General features: G+C 68.7%; 15 protein-coding genes and 1 pseudogene. 7 read left to right on the top strand and 9 right to left on the bottom strand.

Features of this window, described 5'->3' with window-relative positions; translation table 11 throughout:
- The first annotated feature begins 278 nt into the window (after positions 1-278).
- Positions 279-881, top strand: a complete 603-nt coding sequence (locus AC6I9V_RS09115) for a DUF305 domain-containing protein (RefSeq protein ID WP_497899167.1) — start codon at positions 279-281, stop codon at positions 879-881.
- 115 nt (positions 882-996) lie between these two features.
- On the top strand, positions 997-2295 hold the full coding sequence (locus AC6I9V_RS09110) for an ATP-binding protein (RefSeq protein ID WP_497899166.1): 1299 nt from the start codon (positions 997-999) through the stop codon (positions 2293-2295).
- A gap of 3 nt (positions 2296-2298) precedes the next feature.
- On the opposite strand, the gene AC6I9V_RS09105 is transcribed toward AC6I9V_RS09110, so the two are convergent.
- Positions 2299-2910 carry an HD domain-containing protein gene (locus tag AC6I9V_RS09105; RefSeq protein ID WP_497899165.1) on the bottom strand — a complete coding sequence of 204 codons (612 nt, stop codon included), beginning with the start codon at positions 2908-2910 and terminating at the stop codon, positions 2299-2301.
- A 9-nt stretch (positions 2911-2919) separates the two neighbouring features.
- On the bottom strand, positions 2920-3816 hold the full coding sequence (gene gluQRS, locus AC6I9V_RS09100) for a tRNA glutamyl-Q(34) synthetase GluQRS (RefSeq protein WP_497899164.1): 897 nt from the start codon (positions 3814-3816) through the stop codon (positions 2920-2922).
- 326 nt (positions 3817-4142) lie between these two features.
- On the opposite strand from gluQRS, the gene AC6I9V_RS09095 reads away from it, so the two are divergent.
- Entirely contained in the window at positions 4143-4601 is a 459-nt protein-coding gene (locus AC6I9V_RS09095; RefSeq protein ID WP_349412866.1) for an Lrp/AsnC family transcriptional regulator, read from the top strand.
- Positions 4602-4628: 27 nt separating this feature from the next.
- On the opposite strand, the gene AC6I9V_RS09090 is transcribed toward AC6I9V_RS09095, so the two are convergent.
- Positions 4629-5084, bottom strand: a complete 456-nt coding sequence (locus AC6I9V_RS09090) for an Lrp/AsnC family transcriptional regulator (protein WP_497899163.1) — start codon at positions 5082-5084, stop codon at positions 4629-4631.
- Positions 5085-5187: 103 nt separating this feature from the next.
- Here AC6I9V_RS09090 and AC6I9V_RS09085 point away from each other — a divergent pair, with 103 nt between their 5' ends.
- Positions 5188-5844 carry a LysE family translocator gene (locus tag AC6I9V_RS09085; protein WP_497899162.1) on the top strand — a complete coding sequence of 219 codons (657 nt, stop codon included), beginning with the start codon at positions 5188-5190 and terminating at the stop codon, positions 5842-5844.
- A 24-nt stretch (positions 5845-5868) separates the two neighbouring features.
- Here the strand turns inward: AC6I9V_RS09085 and AC6I9V_RS09080 are convergent, their stop codons facing one another.
- From AC6I9V_RS09080 to AC6I9V_RS09060, 5 genes are all read right to left on the bottom strand, one after another.
- On the bottom strand, positions 5869-6834 hold the full coding sequence (locus tag AC6I9V_RS09080) for a hypothetical protein (protein ID WP_497899161.1): 966 nt from the start codon (positions 6832-6834) through the stop codon (positions 5869-5871).
- Between the two features lie 42 nt (positions 6835-6876).
- Positions 6877-7377 carry a DUF456 domain-containing protein gene (locus AC6I9V_RS09075; protein ID WP_497899160.1) on the bottom strand — a complete coding sequence of 167 codons (501 nt, stop codon included), beginning with the start codon at positions 7375-7377 and terminating at the stop codon, positions 6877-6879.
- Between the two features lie 35 nt (positions 7378-7412).
- The gene (locus AC6I9V_RS09070) at positions 7413-8636 is read right to left on the bottom strand and encodes an NAD(P)-dependent malic enzyme (protein WP_497899159.1); all 1224 of its coding nucleotides are present in this window, start codon (positions 8634-8636) and stop codon (positions 7413-7415) included.
- Between the two features lie 229 nt (positions 8637-8865).
- Positions 8866-9453, bottom strand: coding sequence for a TetR/AcrR family transcriptional regulator (locus AC6I9V_RS09065; protein WP_497899158.1), 588 nt, complete (start codon positions 9451-9453; stop codon positions 8866-8868).
- 126 nt (positions 9454-9579) lie between these two features.
- Positions 9580-10845, bottom strand: coding sequence for an MFS transporter (locus AC6I9V_RS09060; protein WP_497899157.1), 1266 nt, complete (start codon positions 10843-10845; stop codon positions 9580-9582).
- 104 nt (positions 10846-10949) lie between these two features.
- Here AC6I9V_RS09060 and rraA point away from each other — a divergent pair, with 104 nt between their 5' ends.
- From rraA to AC6I9V_RS09045, 3 genes and pseudogenes are all read left to right on the top strand, one after another.
- Positions 10950-11444: a ribonuclease E activity regulator RraA gene (rraA, locus tag AC6I9V_RS09055; protein WP_497899156.1), complete on the top strand. Its 495-nt coding sequence runs from the start codon at positions 10950-10952 to the stop codon at positions 11442-11444.
- Between the two features lie 131 nt (positions 11445-11575).
- Positions 11576-13228: an MDR family MFS transporter gene (locus tag AC6I9V_RS09050; RefSeq protein WP_497899155.1), complete on the top strand. Its 1653-nt coding sequence runs from the start codon at positions 11576-11578 to the stop codon at positions 13226-13228.
- Positions 13229-13414: 186 nt separating this feature from the next.
- A pseudogene (locus AC6I9V_RS09045) lies at positions 13415-14877 on the top strand (sugar porter family MFS transporter).
- Positions 14878-14956: 79 nt separating this feature from the next.
- On the opposite strand, the gene AC6I9V_RS09040 reads toward AC6I9V_RS09045, so the two are convergent.
- Complete coding sequence (locus tag AC6I9V_RS09040) at positions 14957-16183, bottom strand: MFS transporter (protein ID WP_497899154.1); 1227 nt, start codon at positions 16181-16183, stop codon at positions 14957-14959.
- Positions 16184-16191: the final 8 nt, after the last annotated feature.

Raw genomic sequence — 16191 nt, 5'->3', positions numbered from 1 at the left:
TCTCGTGCACCCCCGCACCGTCGGGGGCATCCCTGCACGCGCCGGCACCCGGGACCACACTGCTGGCGGTCCAGCCGCGCACCGCGCCTTCAGCCGAGCCGGCCTCCGCTTGCTCCCACCATCCGGCGACGCCAACGCCGAACGAGCTGTCCATTAGCCGGACATAAAGGGAATCCGTGCCGCTTTTCGCGCGCACCCATGCCCACCCGATGCGCGCGCCTTATGCCGCGCACCGTCCGACGCCGGCACCTGCCGGATTCCCAAAGGACAGATTTCCCGTGAACAAAGCACTGACAATTTCCGCCACCGCCTTGGCCGCCGTCATCGCCCTGGCCGGCTGCTCGACCGGTTCCGGTTCCGGCGGCAGCAGCATGCCCGGGATGGACCACAGCTCCGGCCAGGCCATGCCCGGCGCAGGTGCCGCGGCCGACCACAACGCTCCGGACACCATGTTCGCCCAGGGGATGATCCCGCACCACGCCCAGGCGGTCCAAATGAGCGAGATGATGCTCAAGAAGCCCGGCATCGACGCCAAGGTGACCGCCCTGGCCGGCCGGATCAAGGCGGCCCAGGGCCCGGAGATCGACCGGATGACCGGCTGGCTCCGGGACTGGAACGAATCCACCCAGATGCCGGGCGGCCACGCAATGTCCGGCATGTTGGGCGACGACGAGCTCAAAAAGCTCGACGCCGCCACGGGCACCGAGGCCGCCAAGCTGTTCCTGACCCAGATGATCGCCCACCACGAGGGCGCCGTCGAGATGGCCAACGCGGAGGTCCGCGGCGGCAAGAACCCGGAGGCGATCAAGCTGGCCAAGGACGTCGCGGCGTCCCAAACGGACGAGATCAAGGAAATGAAAGACCTGCTGGCCGCGCTCTAGTCCCGGGCAGGCGGAGGTGGCGGCGTAATGCTGCGCTGCCACCTCCCCGGTTCGCCTAAGCTCGGAGGAAAGTAGTTCCACCTGGCTCAGCGACGAACCACCCGGGAGACACCTCATGACCAACTGGCGAATCAGGGATTTCCACTCGGCCGACCTGGACGGGATCCTGCACCTCTGGGAATCCCTCAAGGCCACCAACGTCGAGCCGGTCTACGCGCTCTCCGAGGTCCTTGCCTCCTGCGAGAAGGACCACGCCGTCGTCGCGGTGCAGGGCGAGCAGGTGGTGGGCGCCGCCGTCGGCCGCGCCGCGCACGACCAGGGCTGGATCGTTTTCCTGGCCACGCTCCCCGAGTTCCGCGGCCGCGGGATCGGCACCTCGCTGCTGGCCGCGGTCGAAAACCGGATGGCGCCGCACGGACTGAACAAGCTCTCCGCGCTCATGCCGGAATCCGAGACCCGCGTCGAGGCCTTCCTGAGCCGCGGCTTCGTGCTGAAGAAAAACCTGCGCTACTTCGAACGCAAAATCCCGGTCCAGCGGCAGGAGCTCGAACCGCTGAGCCAGCTTGGCGGCCGGATCCTGGCCCGCGACCTCTGGGAAAACGTTGCCGGCATGCGGAACGAGAAGGAGCTCCTGGAGCGCCGCCTGGTGCTGCCGCTGGCCGAGGCGGACCTCGCCGACGAATACGGTGTGGTCCCGCCGCGCGCCGTTGTGCTGTTCGGGCCGCCCGGCACCGGCAAGACGACCTTCGCCAAGGCAATCGCTTCCCGCCTGGAGTGGCCGTTCGTGGAGGTCTTCCCGTCCCGGCTGGCCTCCGATCCAAAGGGCCTGGCCGGCGCGCTGCGTGAGACCTTCCTGGAGATCGCCGAGCTGGAGCACGCCGTGGTGTTCATCGACGAGGTGGAGGAGATCGCCTCGCAGCGGGCCGGGGATCCGCCGTCGCCGCTGCAGGGCGTCACCAACGAGCTGCTGAAGATCATCCCGGCCTTCCGCGAACAGCCCGGTCGGCTGCTTGTCTGCGCCACCAACTTCATCCGCGCCTTGGACTCCGCGTTCCTGCGCCACGGCCGCTTCGACTACGTCATCCCGATCGGCCTGCCGGACCGCCTGGCCCGCGAGGCCATGTGGCAACGCTTCATCCCGGCAACCGTGGTGGACGACGTGGACGTGGAGCTGCTGGTAGACCGTACCGAGGGCTTCTCCCCCGCGGACATCGAATACGCGGCGCGCAGCGCCTCCCAGCGGGCGCTGGAAAAGGCGGTGTACGACGACGGCGGGGCGGCCGTGCGCGAGGCGGTCCGGAAGGGCCCGGCGACGCAGGACTACCTCGACGCGATCGCGGACACCCGGACCACCGTCAGCGCCGAGGTGCAGCAGGAGTTCCTCGAGGACATCGACCTGCTGGGCCGCGTCTAGCCTCTACGGGGCGTCGTCGTAGGAGAGGTTTTCGTAGTCGGTCTCGTCGGCCTCGTCGAGCATGTCGTCGAGTTCCTCCAGCAGCCACGGGTTGATCCGGGCCAGGATCTTGCGGGTTTCCTCCACCGGGACCGCGGCGTACAGCACCGGCCGGGCGTCGGCGTAGCGGGTGACCGGCGGCTTGTCCGGCCACTTCTCGGCCAGCGCCCGGACCCGTTCGGGCAGGGAGTTGTGCGCGTTGTCGGCGATCTTGACCAGGGTCGCGTCGTGGTCCTCGGCGATGTACCGGATGCCGGCCTGGTAGTCGTCCGGGTTCTCGTGCAGGCGCTTCGTGACCCGCTCGATGATGTCCACGGCCCGCTCGGACACGCCCATGTCCAGCAGCGCCTGCCGCGTCATCGGGGTGTCCTCCGCGATGTCGTGCAGGTACCCGGCGATCCGGATGTCGTCGTCGAAGTCGGCCAGCGCATCGCCGACGGCGATCACGTGCTCGCGGTAGGGCCGCTTGAGCTTGTCCTTCTGCCGGTTGTGCGCCACCTCTGCGAGGACCTTGGCGGTCTCGACGGTAAATCCGGGCCGCGGGGAGGGCGCTTCGCTGAACTCTGGTTCTGACATGCTTCCAGCCTACGCGCCGCGCCTGCCCAGCCCCGGCCCCATCCACGGCTCCCGGGGCAGTGCGGCGGGGGCAAACGCGGTCAGCGCGTTCTCCAGGGATCCCGCGGGCAGGCCCAGCGAGCCCAGCAGCGCATCGCGCACCTCCTCCACGGAAACCCCGGCGGCGGCGAGGTCCGCGAGGGTGACCGCCCCGTCGCGCTTGGCGAGACGGGCGCCGTCGGCGTTCAGCACGAGCGGCACGTGGGCATATTCCGGAACGGGAATATCTAACAGGGTGGCCAGGTAGGCCTGCCGCGGGGTGGAGGGCAGCAGGTCGTCGCCGCGCACCACCTGGTCGATGCCCTGCGCCGCGTCGTCCACCACGACGGCCAGGTTGTACGCGGTGACCCCGTCGTTGCGGCGGAGCACAAAGTCATCCACGACGCCGGTGAAACTGCCGTGCAGCACGTCCTGCACGGTCGCCTCGGCAACCGCCGCGCGGAGCCGGACCGCCGCGGGCCGGACGGCACGCTTCGCCGCGCGGTCAGCCTCGGACAGGCTGCGGCAGGTGCCGGGATACGCGCCCTGCGGGGCGTGCGGCGCGGAAGGTGCCTCCTGGATTTCGCGGCGGGTGCAGAAGCATTCGTAGGTCAGGCCGGCCGCGGTGAGCCGCTCGATTGCCTCCGTGTAGAGGTGCTCACGCTCCGTCTGGCGGACGACGCCGCCGTCCCAGTCCACGCCGATCGCCGCCAGGTCGCGGAGCTGCTCCGCCTCGGCGCCGGCCCGGGCCCGGTCAAGGTCTTCCACCCGCATCAGGAAGCGCCGGCCGGTGGACCGGGCGAAGAGCCAGGCGAGGATGGCGGTGCGCAGGTTGCCCACATGCAGTTCGCCGGAGGGGCTGGGGGCGAAACGACCGGCTGCTGTCATGACACCAGCCTATGCCGGACGACACAAGAGCCCCTCAGCCACCGATGACTTCGGAGATCCGACGTCGGGGGCTCAGGGGCTCTTGCCGAAAGGGTGTGCGGAATGACGATGCGTGAACAAGAGTCAATCAGCGGCGGGCTCCTTGCGGGGGCCTGATCGGGAGTCCGGGTGGTGTGCCGGGGATCCGTAGCCTTCGGGTGCCGGCGGTGGCCCGCATCCTTGTTGCCACTATTTGAGCAGGAGCCATACAGTTAGTGCAACGGACATAGCGCATACTGGTCAGACTGACCAGAGCGCATCTCAATGATTGGCAGGAAGTGGTCAGATTGCAGCAGCTGGACGCGACGGACCGGCGGATCCTTCTGGCTCTCGACGCGGACCCCCGGGTCCCCATTATGGTGCTGGCCCAGAAACTCGGCCTGGCCCGCGGAACGGTGCAGTCCCGCCTGGAGCGGATGACGGCGTCGGGCGCGCTGCGGCCCAACAGCAGCAGGGTGCTTCCCTCCGCGCTGGGCCGCGGGGTGGCGGCGGCGGTGAGCGCGGAACTGGACCAGAGCCACCTGAATGAGGCGATCGCCGCGCTGCGAAACATCCCGGAGGTGCTCGAGTGCCACGCGCCCGCCGGAGACACCGACCTGCTGATCCGGGTGGTGGCGACCAGCCCCGACGACCTTTACCGGGTCTCCGAGGAAATCCGCCTCTGCCCGGGAATCGTCCGGACCTCCACGAGCATGTTCCTGCGCGAGGTCATCCCCTACCGGACCACGGCACTGCTGGACGGGTGAGCGGAGCCGACTCACGGACAGCGCAGGTCAGACCGGCGGCCCGGCGTTTGCCTTCAGGTTCTTCATCACCAGGGTGGAGGTCAGCCGCTCGACGCCAGGCAGCGAGGTGAGTTCGGCGTCGTAAAAGCGCTGGTACGCCGGCAGGTCCTCCGCAATGACCTTCAAGAGGTAGTCGGGTTCGCCGAAGAGCCGCTGGGCCTCGACGATGTTGGGGTTTTCCGCCACCCGGTTTTCGAAGATCTCCATGGTGGCGCGGTCCACCTGCCGCAGCGTGACAAAGACAATCGCCTCGAAGCCAAGCCCCACCGCGGCCGGGTCGATGTCGGCGCGGTACCCCCGGATCACGCCGGCGGCCTCCAGTTCGCGGAGCCTGCGGTGGCACGGCGCCACGGTCAGGCCCACCTTCGCGGCGAGCGCGGTGGCAGTCATCCTCCCGTCCTCGCGGAGGTGGCGCAAAATACTTCTGTCAATGTGGTCGATCACGCAATAACCTTACCGTCGGCGGATTTCTGAGCGAAATCAGTGAACACTTATGGGCCGGAAATTCCTAGGCTTGGCTCTGTAGCCGCAGCCTCAGGAGACCGCCATGAACCCCCAGCTCTTTTTCGCTTTCATCGGCGTCGCCGTGGCCCTCGCCTGCACGCCGGGCGTGGACTGGGCCTACTCGATCGCGGCCGGGCTGAGGGAGCGCAGCTTCGTGCCCGCGGTTGCCGGCCTGTGCGGCGGGTACGTCGTGCATACGGCGCTCCTGACCGCCGGGCTGGCCGCGGTAATCACCGGCATGCCCGGGCTTCTGGGTTGGCTGACCGTGGCGGGTGCGGCCTACCTGCTGTGGCTGGGCGCCAGCACGGTGCGGTCGTGGCGGGGCGCCAGCTTCGGTGCGCCTTCACCCGCAGGATCCACGGCACCCGCCAACCAGTTCCAGATCTTCCTGCAGGGCATGGGTACCAGCGGCATCAACCCGAAGGGGCTGCTGTTCTTCCTCGCCCTGGTCCCGCAGTTCGTCAGCACGGACGCTGCCCTGCCGGTGCCGCTGCAGTCCGGCCTGCTGGGCCTCACCTTTGTGCTGCTGGTAGCCGTCATCTACAGCTGCGTGGCGCTGCTGGCCCGCAAGCTCCTGTACTCCCGGCCCGGCGCGGCAAAACGAGTGACACTGGCCAGCGGGGTCATCATGGTGGCCCTGGGCCTGGTGCTGCTGGCCGAACAGCTGGTTCCGGTGCTCGCGGGGATTGCCTGGCAGTAGCCCGCCGCATCCGCCCGCAACGGATCATTCCCCGTTGAGCGCCTTCCATTCCTGTTCCCAGAGCCTGCGTTCCTCCGCGTCCTTACGGATGACGTCGAAAGTTTCCAGTTCGGCGGGCCGGCCGCGCAGCCAGTCGCGGGGATTCAGTGACTTGCGGCCGTTGTCCAGGAGCAGCAAGGCGCGGTCCGTCAGGGCATCATTGCGGAACGCCAGGTGGGTCTTCCGCCGCCGGAGAACTTCCTTCAATGCCGTCTGGGAGGCCTTGGACGCACCGAGGCGGCGCAGCGACCGGGCCCGGATCAGCAGCAGCGCGGCCGAGAGGTCATCGGCATTCAACAGCCCCTCGGTCCAGACGGTCACTTCCTTGTCCCGGCCCAGCGAAAACGCTGCCGAGCACCGGGCCAGGGCCGCGGGCAGCGAGGGCGGCAACGAGGCAACGGTCTGCAGCGCCGCCTCGAGGTGGCCTGTCTCGCGCAGGGAGTGTGAAAGCGCCAGGAACACCGCTTCCTCGCTGAAGAGAACGGGAACCTCAAGGCGCTCGGCCACCTCAACCCGGGTGACCACCCGGGTCAGGTAGCCGGACGCGAACTGGTTGGCGTCGTCGTCGTTCCTCGTGGTGAGGCCGCGCTGGAGGAGTTCCGAGGCGCGGAGGTAGCCGCCTTGCTGGTGCGCGAGGAGCCCGGCCAGCACATAGCAAAGGCCGGCCCAGCCGGGGTAGGCGCGGCCCGCGGCGATCAGCCGGTTGGGGTCGGTGTTGTGGAAGGTCGCCTCGTACACCGCCCTGGCTGCCTTCCCGGAGATCCGCTTTAGCCGGGGGATGGTGCCGTCCACGCTAAGCAGTGCCCCGCTCCGGCCGCCGAGCGCCGTGTGCAGGATGCCGCCGACGCCGTCCGCGATATCCCGCACCGGCGTGCGGACCTGCGGGCTACCGAACGGCGTGAGGTCGCGGGTGTCGCGATAGATGGGTCCCAAGGACTGTCCAGCGCTCATTCTTCCATGCTAATAGGGCCCGCTGGGCGGCCGGCCGAACGGCTAAGCGGCGGCCGCCACCCAGACGCCGATCACCCAGGTACTCGCGGCCAGGCACGCCAGCCCGAACTCGGTGATCACGCCCAGGCCGGTGGCCTTTAGCGCAGCCCAGCTGGAGGTGACCGCGGTGCGCCAGGCGCGGGTGCGGTGCAGTTCGCTGAGCAGCAGCCCGGCCGCGAAGCCGACGAAGAGCCCCACCACCGGAATGAGGAACATCCCGACGACGCCGAACACCAGGCCGGCGACGACGGACCGGCCGGGAATGCTGTGCTGCTTGAGCTTCCGGCCCGTGAGCACGGCACTGGCGGCCATCCCGGCCAGCACCAGGACCACGCCGACCCCGAACACCACCCAGCCCGTGGTGCCGGCCCCTCCCCAGATGGCCCAGGCCAGCAGGCTCAGGGCGATCAGGATGCTGCCGGGCAGCACGGGGATGATGATGCCGGCCACGCCCATCAGGATGGCCAGGCCGCAGAGGACCGTCACAACAGTCTCGGGGTTCATCGCCCCAGTCTAGGGCCGGCGACGGTGGCGGCTATTTAGTCCGCCTCCACCGCAGCGGCGACGGCGGCCGAGACGGCCGGGGCCACGCGCGGGTCCAGCGGGCTCGGCACGATGTAGTCGGCGGAGAGCTCGCCCTCGGCGAGTTCGGCGATGGCGCGGGCCGCGGCCAGCTTCATCTCCGGGGTGATCCGGCGGGCGCCGGCGTCGAGGGCGCCGCGGAAGATGCCGGGGAAGGCGAGCACGTTGTTGATCTGGTTGGGGAAGTCGCTGCGTCCGGTGGCGACGACGGCCGCGTACTTGGACGCAACCTCCGGCAGCACCTCGGGGTCCGGGTTGGAGAGGGCGAAGACAATCGCGCTGTGGTTCATCAGCTTGAGGTGCTCTTCGTCCAGCCGGGACGAGGAGACGCCGATGAACACGTCGGCGCCGAGCAGGGCCTCGCCGGGGCCGCCGGTCACGCCGCGGGGGTTGCTGCGGGCTGCGAGCTGGGCCTTTTTGCTGGCCGGGTCCGCGGCGATGTCCGCACGGTCCCGGTTGATCACGCCGCGGGAGTCCAGCAGCACGACGTCGTCGATGCCGGCGGTCAGCAGGATTTCGGCGACGGCGATGCCGGCCGCGCCGGCGCCGGACACGACCACGCGGAGCCCCTCCAGCTCGCGGGAGGTGACCTTGGCGGCATTGGTCAGCGCGGCCAGGACGACCACGGCGGTGCCGTGCTGGTCATCGTGCATGACGGGGCAGTCGAGGGCTTCGATCAGCTTTTCTTCGAGTTCGAAGCAGCGGGGGGCGGAGATGTCCTCGAGGTTGACCGCGCCGAAGCTGGGGCGGAGCCGGACCAGTGTCTCGATGATCTCGTCGACGTCGGTGGTGTTGAGGACCAGCGGGATGGAGTCCAGGTCGCCGAACGTCTTGAAGAGGGCGGACTTGCCTTCCATCACGGGCAGCGAGGCGCTGGCGCCGATGTCGCCGAGGCCCAGAACGGCGGTGCCGTCGCTGACCACAACCACCAGGCGCTGGGCCCAGGTGAGAGTTTTGGCAAGCTGCGGGTTGGTCGCGATGGCGCGGCTGACCTGGGCGACGCCGGGCGTGTAGGCGATGGAGAGATCGCGCTTGCTCTCAAGCGGGACGGTGCTGGCGATGGAGAGCTTGCCACCCTGGTGGGAGGCGAAAATTTCCTCGTCGCTGAGCGCCGCTACGGGCGCATCTGCGGCCGAGTCCGGGGCGGTGGAATTGGCGGGAATGATGGTTTCAATGGACACGTCGTTGTCTCCTGGGGCTCACCGTGGGCGTACGGCACTTGGCTGCTGGGGCACGCACAGTGGTGCCCGAGATGGTCGGGGGGAACTTCGCGGGCGGCCCCGGGGTGGCGGGCCTGCGGTGAAGCTCCCGGAAGTGCTGGCTCGCGCCGCTCCGGTTCTGCCATGGTAGACAACGCAGGGCCGGGGCGAAGATTCACCCGGACACATTGGGGTAACTGGTCTAGACCAGCTACGCGGCCCCGTGCTCCCTGGAAAGCAGGGAGCAGGCCTTCTTCAGGTCTTCCTCGGCTTCGAAGAGCGAGAGCCGGCGGCAGCGGACCGACTGGACCAGGCCCGTGACGGTGAGCAGCAGGACCCGCGAGACGGCGGGGTCGCCGCTGACCACGGTGACGGCTTTCTCCGCGGTCGTGTCGATGTCCCGGAGCAGCCGGGTGGTGTCCGTGTCCTTGGCGTAGACCACCCGGTTAAGGCATTGCTCCACGGCAGGCTGCATGAGGCGCATGTGGAAGATCTCCATCACCACACCCACTAGCGCATGCGCCGGAACCTTGGCCCCGGACGGCCACTCGCCGAGGTGCAGCTCGCCGAGCTGCTTGCGGTAAAGGGCCAACATCAGCTGGGTCGGCGAGGGGAAATAGCGGTACAGGGTGCCCAGCGGGACGTCCGCTTTGGCCGCGACCTCGGAGAGCACCACGGAGTCCAGGCCCTTCCGGGCAAAACCGGCCGAGACCTCGAGGATCCGCGCATAGCGACGCCGCTGCCGGGGCAGGGTGGGCGGCGGGGCCATTGGCGGAAGATCCGAAGGGAATTCAGGCATCAGCAGCGTTCCGGGGTCGTTTTTCTCGGCAGCCGGCAAGTTCAGTCCACAGCGCTGCCTCGGGAATCCCGTCCACTATACGTCACGGAACCGGGCCCGATGCCAGTCAAACGGGACCCGGAAGCCCTAGTCCACGCCCTTGATCTTCACCACAAAGACGGCGCCCAGCAGGCCGATCGCCGCGGCCGCCAGGTAGAGCGAAACGTACCCGCCCCACAACGCCACAAACGGGTAGGCGATGAGCGGCGCGATCACTTGGGGCAGCGAATTGGCGATGTTGATGACGCCCAGGTCCTTGCCCCGGTTCAGTGCGGTGGGCAGCACCTCGGTGATCAGGGCGAAGTCGACGGCCAGGTAGGCGCCGAAGCCGATGCCCAGCACCGAGGCCCCGATCAGCGCCCCGGGCCAGGTCGGGGCCACGGCCAGGACCAGCGCGGCCACGGCGATGACCGCCGAGGAGAGGATAACGAGCGGTTTGCGCCGGCCCATCCGGTCGCTCAGCCGGCCGCCGATCACACTGGTGATGATGACCATAACCGCGTACAGGCCGGTGAGGATCAGGACGCCGGTCTCCGCCGCCAGGCCCTCCGTCTGGGGCAGGCGCACCGCGTCGGTGAGGAAGAACAGCAGGTACAGCGTGATCATGTGGTTGCCGATGTTCACCAGCAGCCGGGTCAACCAGGCCCAGGCGAAGTCCGGGTACCCGGCCGGAGAAATCCAGAAGTTCATCGCAAATTCCGCCAGCCGGAAGGGCGGCCGCCCGTCCCGCGGCAGCGCGACGTCGTCGTTCTTGAAGAAATACAGCACGACGCCGGCCAGCAGCGCCAGCGCGCACACCAGGTAGCCAAGCGCGAAGTTGCCGGAGACGACGGCGGCGATCACCGCGCCGGCGAGGATGCCCACCGTCTGGCCCATCGCGGCGAGGCCTCCCACCGTGCCGCGCTGCGGCGCAGGCACCCGGTCCGGAATGGCGGCGGTGATGGCGGCGTAGGCGCCGTTGCAGCCGGCCTGCACGAGGCACCAGAGGATCGTCATCACGGCGACGTTCGGGGCGCCGGCGAGCGCAATCAGGGCGGCCGCGCCGAGGATGGCGCCGAAGAGTACCCAGGGCACCCGGCGGCCGCGGCGGGCCACGGTCCGGTCGCTGAGTGCGCCGAACAGCGGGTTGGCCACGAGCGACACCGCCGCCCCTGCCCCGGTCACGAGGGCGAGGATGGCCTCCTTCTCGCCCTCATTGAAGGCCGCGGCCTGCTGGCCGAGGAGCACCTGCAGCGGGCCGAAGAACGCCGCGTTGATCCCCACGTTGACCAGCACGACGCCGGCGGTCCACACCGGGCGGACGCGGCGTTTCGGTTCGGCAAGCGCCGCCGGAGCGGTGTCGGACAGGCTCAATGTGGTTCCCCCCGGAACTGATGACTGCAGCTGATGATCAGTGTGGGCCCAGACTATCGTGGGCATCAACACCTGCCAGCTATTGCCGAGAACCAGGAGAACCCGTGCCCGACTCCCCCGTGAACCCCGCGAACCAGATCAACACCGCCGACCTCTTCGACGAGCGGGGTGAGGAGCTGGACTCGATCGCCCTGCAGTTTCAGTCCCTCGGCAGCCTCAGCCATTTCAGCGGCCCGGTGCGCACCGTCCGCTGCCGGGAGGACAACGCCCTGGTCAAGGCCTTGCTGGGCTCCCCGGGCCACGGCGCGGTGCTGGTGGTCGACGGCGGCGGCTCGCTCCGCACGGCGCTGATGGGGGACATGATCGCGGCGAGCGCCGTAGAGAACGGGTGGGCCGGCGTCGTGATCAACGGTGCGATCCGGGACCGGGTGGCGATCGCGGGACTGCCGCTCGGGGTGAAGGCACTCGGCAGCAACCCGCGCAAGAGTGCCAAGGCCGGGGCCGGCGAGACGGACGTGGAGCTGGACATCGACGGCGTCGCCGTCCGCCCGGGCCAGCGGATCTGGTGCGACCCGGACGGGATCCTGCTGGAACGCTGAGCGGCTCCCCCGCCAGCGCACCGGGGGCGGGGAGGCGGACGGGGATGCGGACGGGAACAAACCAGCCGGTAAGATAGTTACTGAAAGCAACCATCACGCTTGACCCCCACAAACTTCCCCCTGGAGCAGTTATGTCCAAAACCCAATCCTCACGCCTGCCCGGCGAGGTCCTGACGCACCGTCAGACCATCACCGTCATGGTGGGCCTGATGCTCGGCATGTTCCTGTCGTCGCTGGACCAGACCATTGTGTCCACCTCGATCTACACCATCGCCAACGACCTGGACGGCCTCTCGCTGCAGGCCTGGGCCACGACGGCGTACCTGATCACCTCCACGGTCAGCACCCCGCTCTACGGCAAGCTCAGCGACATCTTTGGCCGCCGCCCGCTCTACCTCGCCGCCATCCTGATCTTCCTGGCCGGCTCGCTGTACGCCGGCTCGGTGCACTCGATGACCGAACTCGCCATTGCCCGCGGCATCCAGGGCATGGGCGCCGGCGGCCTGCTGGCCCTCGCGCTGACCATCATCGGGGACATCGTGGCGCTGAAGGACCGCGCCAAGTTCCAGGGCTATTTCATGTCGGTCTTCGGCATCTCCTCCGTGCTGGGGCCCGTCATCGGCGGCGCCTTCGCCGGCACCACTACGATCCTGGGCTTCGACGGGTGGCGCTGGGTCTTCTTCATCAACATTCCGATCGGCCTGGCCGCCCTGGCCGTGGTGTTCCTGTACTTGCACCTGCCGGCCAAGCACCTCAAGCAGAAGATCGACTACTGGGGCGCCGCCGCCATCACCCTGGCGATCGTGCCGCTGCTCCTGGTCGCCGAACAGGGCCGCACCTGGGGCTGGACCTCTGCGGGATCCTTCCTCTGCTATGGCCTTGGCGTGCTCGGCATCGTCGCGTTCCTGCTCGCCGAGAAGCGTGCCGGGGACTACGCCCTGATCCCGCTGCGGCTGTTCCAGAACATCACCTTCGGGCTCTCCTCGCTGCTGAACTTCATCATCGGCGTCGGCATGTTCGGTGCCATCGCGATGCTGCCGATGTACCTGCAGCTGGTCAAGGGGCTGACCCCCACCGAGGCGGGCCTGATGATGATCACCTTCACCGTGGGCATCCTGACCGGTTCCATCACGGCGGGCCGGACCATTTCGGCGTCGGGCACCTACCGGATCTTCCCGATCCTGGGCACCGCCGTCCTGACCGCTGCCGCCGTCGTGATGGGCCTCTCCCTCGGCGTGGACACCCCGCTCTGGGTGCCCGGCGCGATCGCCGTGTTCTTCGGCCTGGGCCTGGGCTTCTGCATGCAGCCGCTCACCCTGGCCATGCAGGTCTCCGTCCCGGCCAAGGACATGGGCGTGGGCACCTCCTCCGCCGCGTTCTTCCGCTCCATGGGCGGCGCCGTGGGCACGGCCGTGTTCATCTCGATGCTGTTCAGCCTCGCCGCGGACAAGATCGCCACCGGGATGAAGGACGCCGTGCAGAACGCGGACTACCTCAAGGTGCTCAAGGACCCGGCCGTGGCCGCGGACCCTGCCAACGCCAAGCTCTACGAGTTCTTCAAGAACGGCGCCAGCAACGACTCGCTGAACGACACGAGCTGGCTGCACACCGCCAACTCGGCGCTGACCCGGCCTATCACCGAGGGCTTCGCCCAGTCGATCGACGCCGTGATGCTCACCGCTGCCGTGCTCACGGGCGTTGCCTTCCTGATCAGCTTCGCGCTGCCGAACAAGAAGCTCACCGACCCGAAGGCCGCCGCCAAGGAGTCCGTCCCGGCGCACTAAAAACCCGGGCCATACGCAAACGGCAGGCAGTCTATTGGACTGCCTGCCGTTCGCGTCTGCCGGCCGGCCGCTAACTGTATGTTTCATCTCACTTTCGGCGCCCTGTGACAGGGACCGCGGTGGCACCGGTGTAAGACTGGGTAGTTGCGGCGCGAGCCGTGGACCACGAATTGCCGAGGGAGCCACATGACCACCACCCAAGACCAGACCGTCGCCAAGATCCCCAAACGGGTCATTTGGCTGGCCGTGGCGGGCGCCGTTGGCGGCTTCCTCTTCGGCTTCGATTCCTCGGTCGTCAACGGCGCCGTCGACGCCATCAAGGACGAATTCGCGCTCAGCGAGGGCGTGACAGGCTTCGCCGTCGCTGTGGCCCTGCTCGGCTGCGCGGCCGGCGCCTACCTCGCCGGCAAGGTCGCGGACCGCTACGGCCGGATCCCCGCCATGAAGATCGGCGCCCTGCTGTTCCTGGTGAGCGCCATCTGCTGTTCCTGGTGAGCGCCATCGGCACCGGCTTCGCCTTCGGCGTCTGGGACCTGATCTTCTGGCGCCTCATCGGCGGCCTGGGCATCGGCCTGGCCTCGGTGATCGCGCCGGCCTACATCTCCGAGATCTCGCCGCGGCACGTCCGTGGCCGGCTGGCGTCGCTGCAGCAGCTCGCCATCACCACCGGTATCTTCGCCGCTCTGCTCTCCGACGCCGTGTTCGCGAACTTCGCCGGCGGCGCCGACCAGAACCTGTGGTTCGGCGTCGAGGCCTGGCGCTGGATGTTCATCGCCGGCGCCGTCCCCGCCGTCGTCTACGGCTGGATCGCCTTCACGCTGCCCGAATCGCCGCGTTTCCTGGTGTTCAAGGGCAAGGACGAGGAAGCCCTTAAGGTCTTCGAATCCATCGCCCCGGACGACGACACCGACCGCCACCTGCGGGACATCAAGAAGGCCATCGAGGAGGACCAGCTCGCGGGCCAGAAGGGGTCGCTGCGCGGCAAGGCGCTGGGGCTGCAGCCCGTGGTGTGGATCGGCATCATCCTGTCGGTGCTGCAGCAGTTCGTCGGCATCAACGTGATCTTCTACTACTCCACGACTCTCTGGAAGGCTGTCGGTTTCCAGGAGAAGGACTCGCTCACGATTTCCGTGGCCACCGCGATCACGAACATCCTGGTGACCCTCGTGGCGATCGCGCTGGTGGACCGGATCGGCCGCCGCCCCATCATGCTTGCTGGCTCCATCGGCATGGCCGTTTCGCTGGCGACCATGGCCGTCGCCTTCGGTTCCGCCACCGGTTCCGGCGACGCGATCACCCTTCCCGGCGCCTGGGGCCCTGCCGCCCTGGTGGCCGCCAACGTCTTCGTCATCAGCTTCGGCGCCTCGTGGGGCCCATTGGTCTGGGTGCTGCTGGGTGAGATCTTCCCGTCCCGCATCCGCGCCCGCGCCCTGGGCCTGGCCGCGGCCGCCCAGTGGATCGCCAACTTCGCGATCACGCTGAGCTTCCCGGTGATGGCGGCGGCCTCGCTGCCGCTGACGTACGCCATGTACGCCTTGTTCGCGGCGGCGTCGTTCTTCTTTGTGATGTTCAAGGTGCCGGAGACCAACGGCATGGCCCTGGAGCACGCGGAGACGCTTTTCGTCCCGAAGGGCTCCGCCAGGAAGTAATCCGCTCCGGCGAAGCAACAAGTGAGGCCCATGTTCCCGCGGGAACATGGGCCTCACTTGTTTGAGTCCTGGGCGCGGCCTACACGAGCTGCGGCTCGTGCGCGGCCAGGTAGCGGCGACCGCCGAGGACCACCGCGATCGCCAGCCCCATCGCCACGGCCGCGGCGAAGAACGGAACCTGCGGCCCGAAGTGCTCGCCCAGCTGCGCCGCGGCGAACGGGGCCAGCGCGCCGCCCATCCAGCGCACGAAGTTGTAGCCGGCGGACGCGACCGGCCGCGGCGAATCCGAGACGCCCATGGCCAGCTCGGTGTAGATCGTGTTGTTGATCCCCAGCAGCGCGCCGGAGGCCACCACCAGGACGACGACGGCGGGAACCGAGTGCCCCGCCGCCAGGCCGAGGCCGGCGAGGTCCAGCAGCAGCAGCGCCAGGGTGCCGCCGAGCGCCCGGACCGCGCCGAAGCGCCGTTGCAGTACCGGGGCCACGAATACCGAGAAGACGGCGACGGCGACGCCCCAGCCGAAGAACACGGCGCCGATCCCGTACGCATCCATGCCCAGGATGAACGGGGTGAAGGCCAGGATGGTGAAGAAGCCGTAGTTGTAGAACAGCCCGCTGGCCGCCGTCGTCCGCAGGCCCTTGTGGCCCAGGGCTAGCAGTGGATCCCGGAGCCGGACCTTGCGCGCGGGCAGCGGGGTCTTGGGCAGCAGCGCGATCAGGGCGATGAAGGCCGAGGCCATCAGTACTGCGGTGCCGAAGAACGGGGCGCGCCACTGCCAGCCGCCGAGAAGGGCACCCAGCAGCGGGCCGAGCGAAATTCCCAGGCCCAGCGCGGCCTCATACAGGATGATGGCGGTCCCGGCGCCGCCGCTCGCGACGCCAACGATCACGGCCAGGGCGGTGGCGACGAACAGCGCGTTGCCGAGGCCCCAGCCGGCGCGGAAGCCGACGAGTTCGCTCACGCTGCCGGAGAAGCCGGAGAGCGAGGCGAACACCACGATGATGGCGAGGCCGGCCAGCAGGGTCCGCTTGCCGCCGATCCGGGAGGAGACGAACCCGGTGATCAGCATGGCGACGGCGGTGACCAGGAAGTAGCTGGTGAAAAGCAGGGATACTTCGCTGGGGGTGGCGTCGAGGTTCTTGGCGATGGCGGGCAGGATGGGGTCCACCAGCCCGATCCCCATAAAGGCGAACACCGCCGCGAGGGCCGTGGCCCAGACCGCCTTGGGCTGCTTAAGCAGTGAGGCTTTTTCGGCCTCGAGGGTTGATGTTGCTTCCGGCGCTGGCGCCGTGAGCTGGCCGTCCATGGAGGGCG

Source organism: Arthrobacter sp. SlRoot2-15 (assembly GCF_059739345.1).
Note: the sequence above shows the minus strand (reverse complement) of the source record. Positions and strands in the feature narration are given on the sequence as shown.

What these genes read in the sequence shown, in the direction of transcription:
- AC6I9V_RS09050 (WP_497899155.1), top strand. Translation starts at nt 11,576, where the DNA reads ATGTCCAAAACCCAATCCTCACGCCTGCCCGGCGAGGTCCTGACGCAC.
- AC6I9V_RS09080 (WP_497899161.1), bottom strand. Translation starts at nt 6,834, where the DNA reads ATGAGCGCTGGACAGTCCTTGGGACCCATCTATCGCGACACCCGCGAC.
- gluQRS (WP_497899164.1), bottom strand. Translation starts at nt 3,816, where the DNA reads ATGACAGCAGCCGGTCGTTTCGCCCCCAGCCCCTCCGGCGAACTGCAT.
- AC6I9V_RS09105 (WP_497899165.1), bottom strand. Translation starts at nt 2,910, where the DNA reads ATGTCAGAACCAGAGTTCAGCGAAGCGCCCTCCCCGCGGCCCGGATTT.
- AC6I9V_RS09085 (WP_497899162.1), top strand. Translation starts at nt 5,188, where the DNA reads ATGAACCCCCAGCTCTTTTTCGCTTTCATCGGCGTCGCCGTGGCCCTC.
- AC6I9V_RS09040 (WP_497899154.1), bottom strand. Translation starts at nt 16,183, where the DNA reads ATGGACGGCCAGCTCACGGCGCCAGCGCCGGAAGCAACATCAACCCTC.
- AC6I9V_RS09065 (WP_497899158.1), bottom strand. Translation starts at nt 9,453, where the DNA reads ATGCCTGAATTCCCTTCGGATCTTCCGCCAATGGCCCCGCCGCCCACC.
- AC6I9V_RS09075 (WP_497899160.1), bottom strand. Translation starts at nt 7,377, where the DNA reads ATGAACCCCGAGACTGTTGTGACGGTCCTCTGCGGCCTGGCCATCCTG.
- AC6I9V_RS09110 (WP_497899166.1), top strand. Translation starts at nt 997, where the DNA reads ATGACCAACTGGCGAATCAGGGATTTCCACTCGGCCGACCTGGACGGG.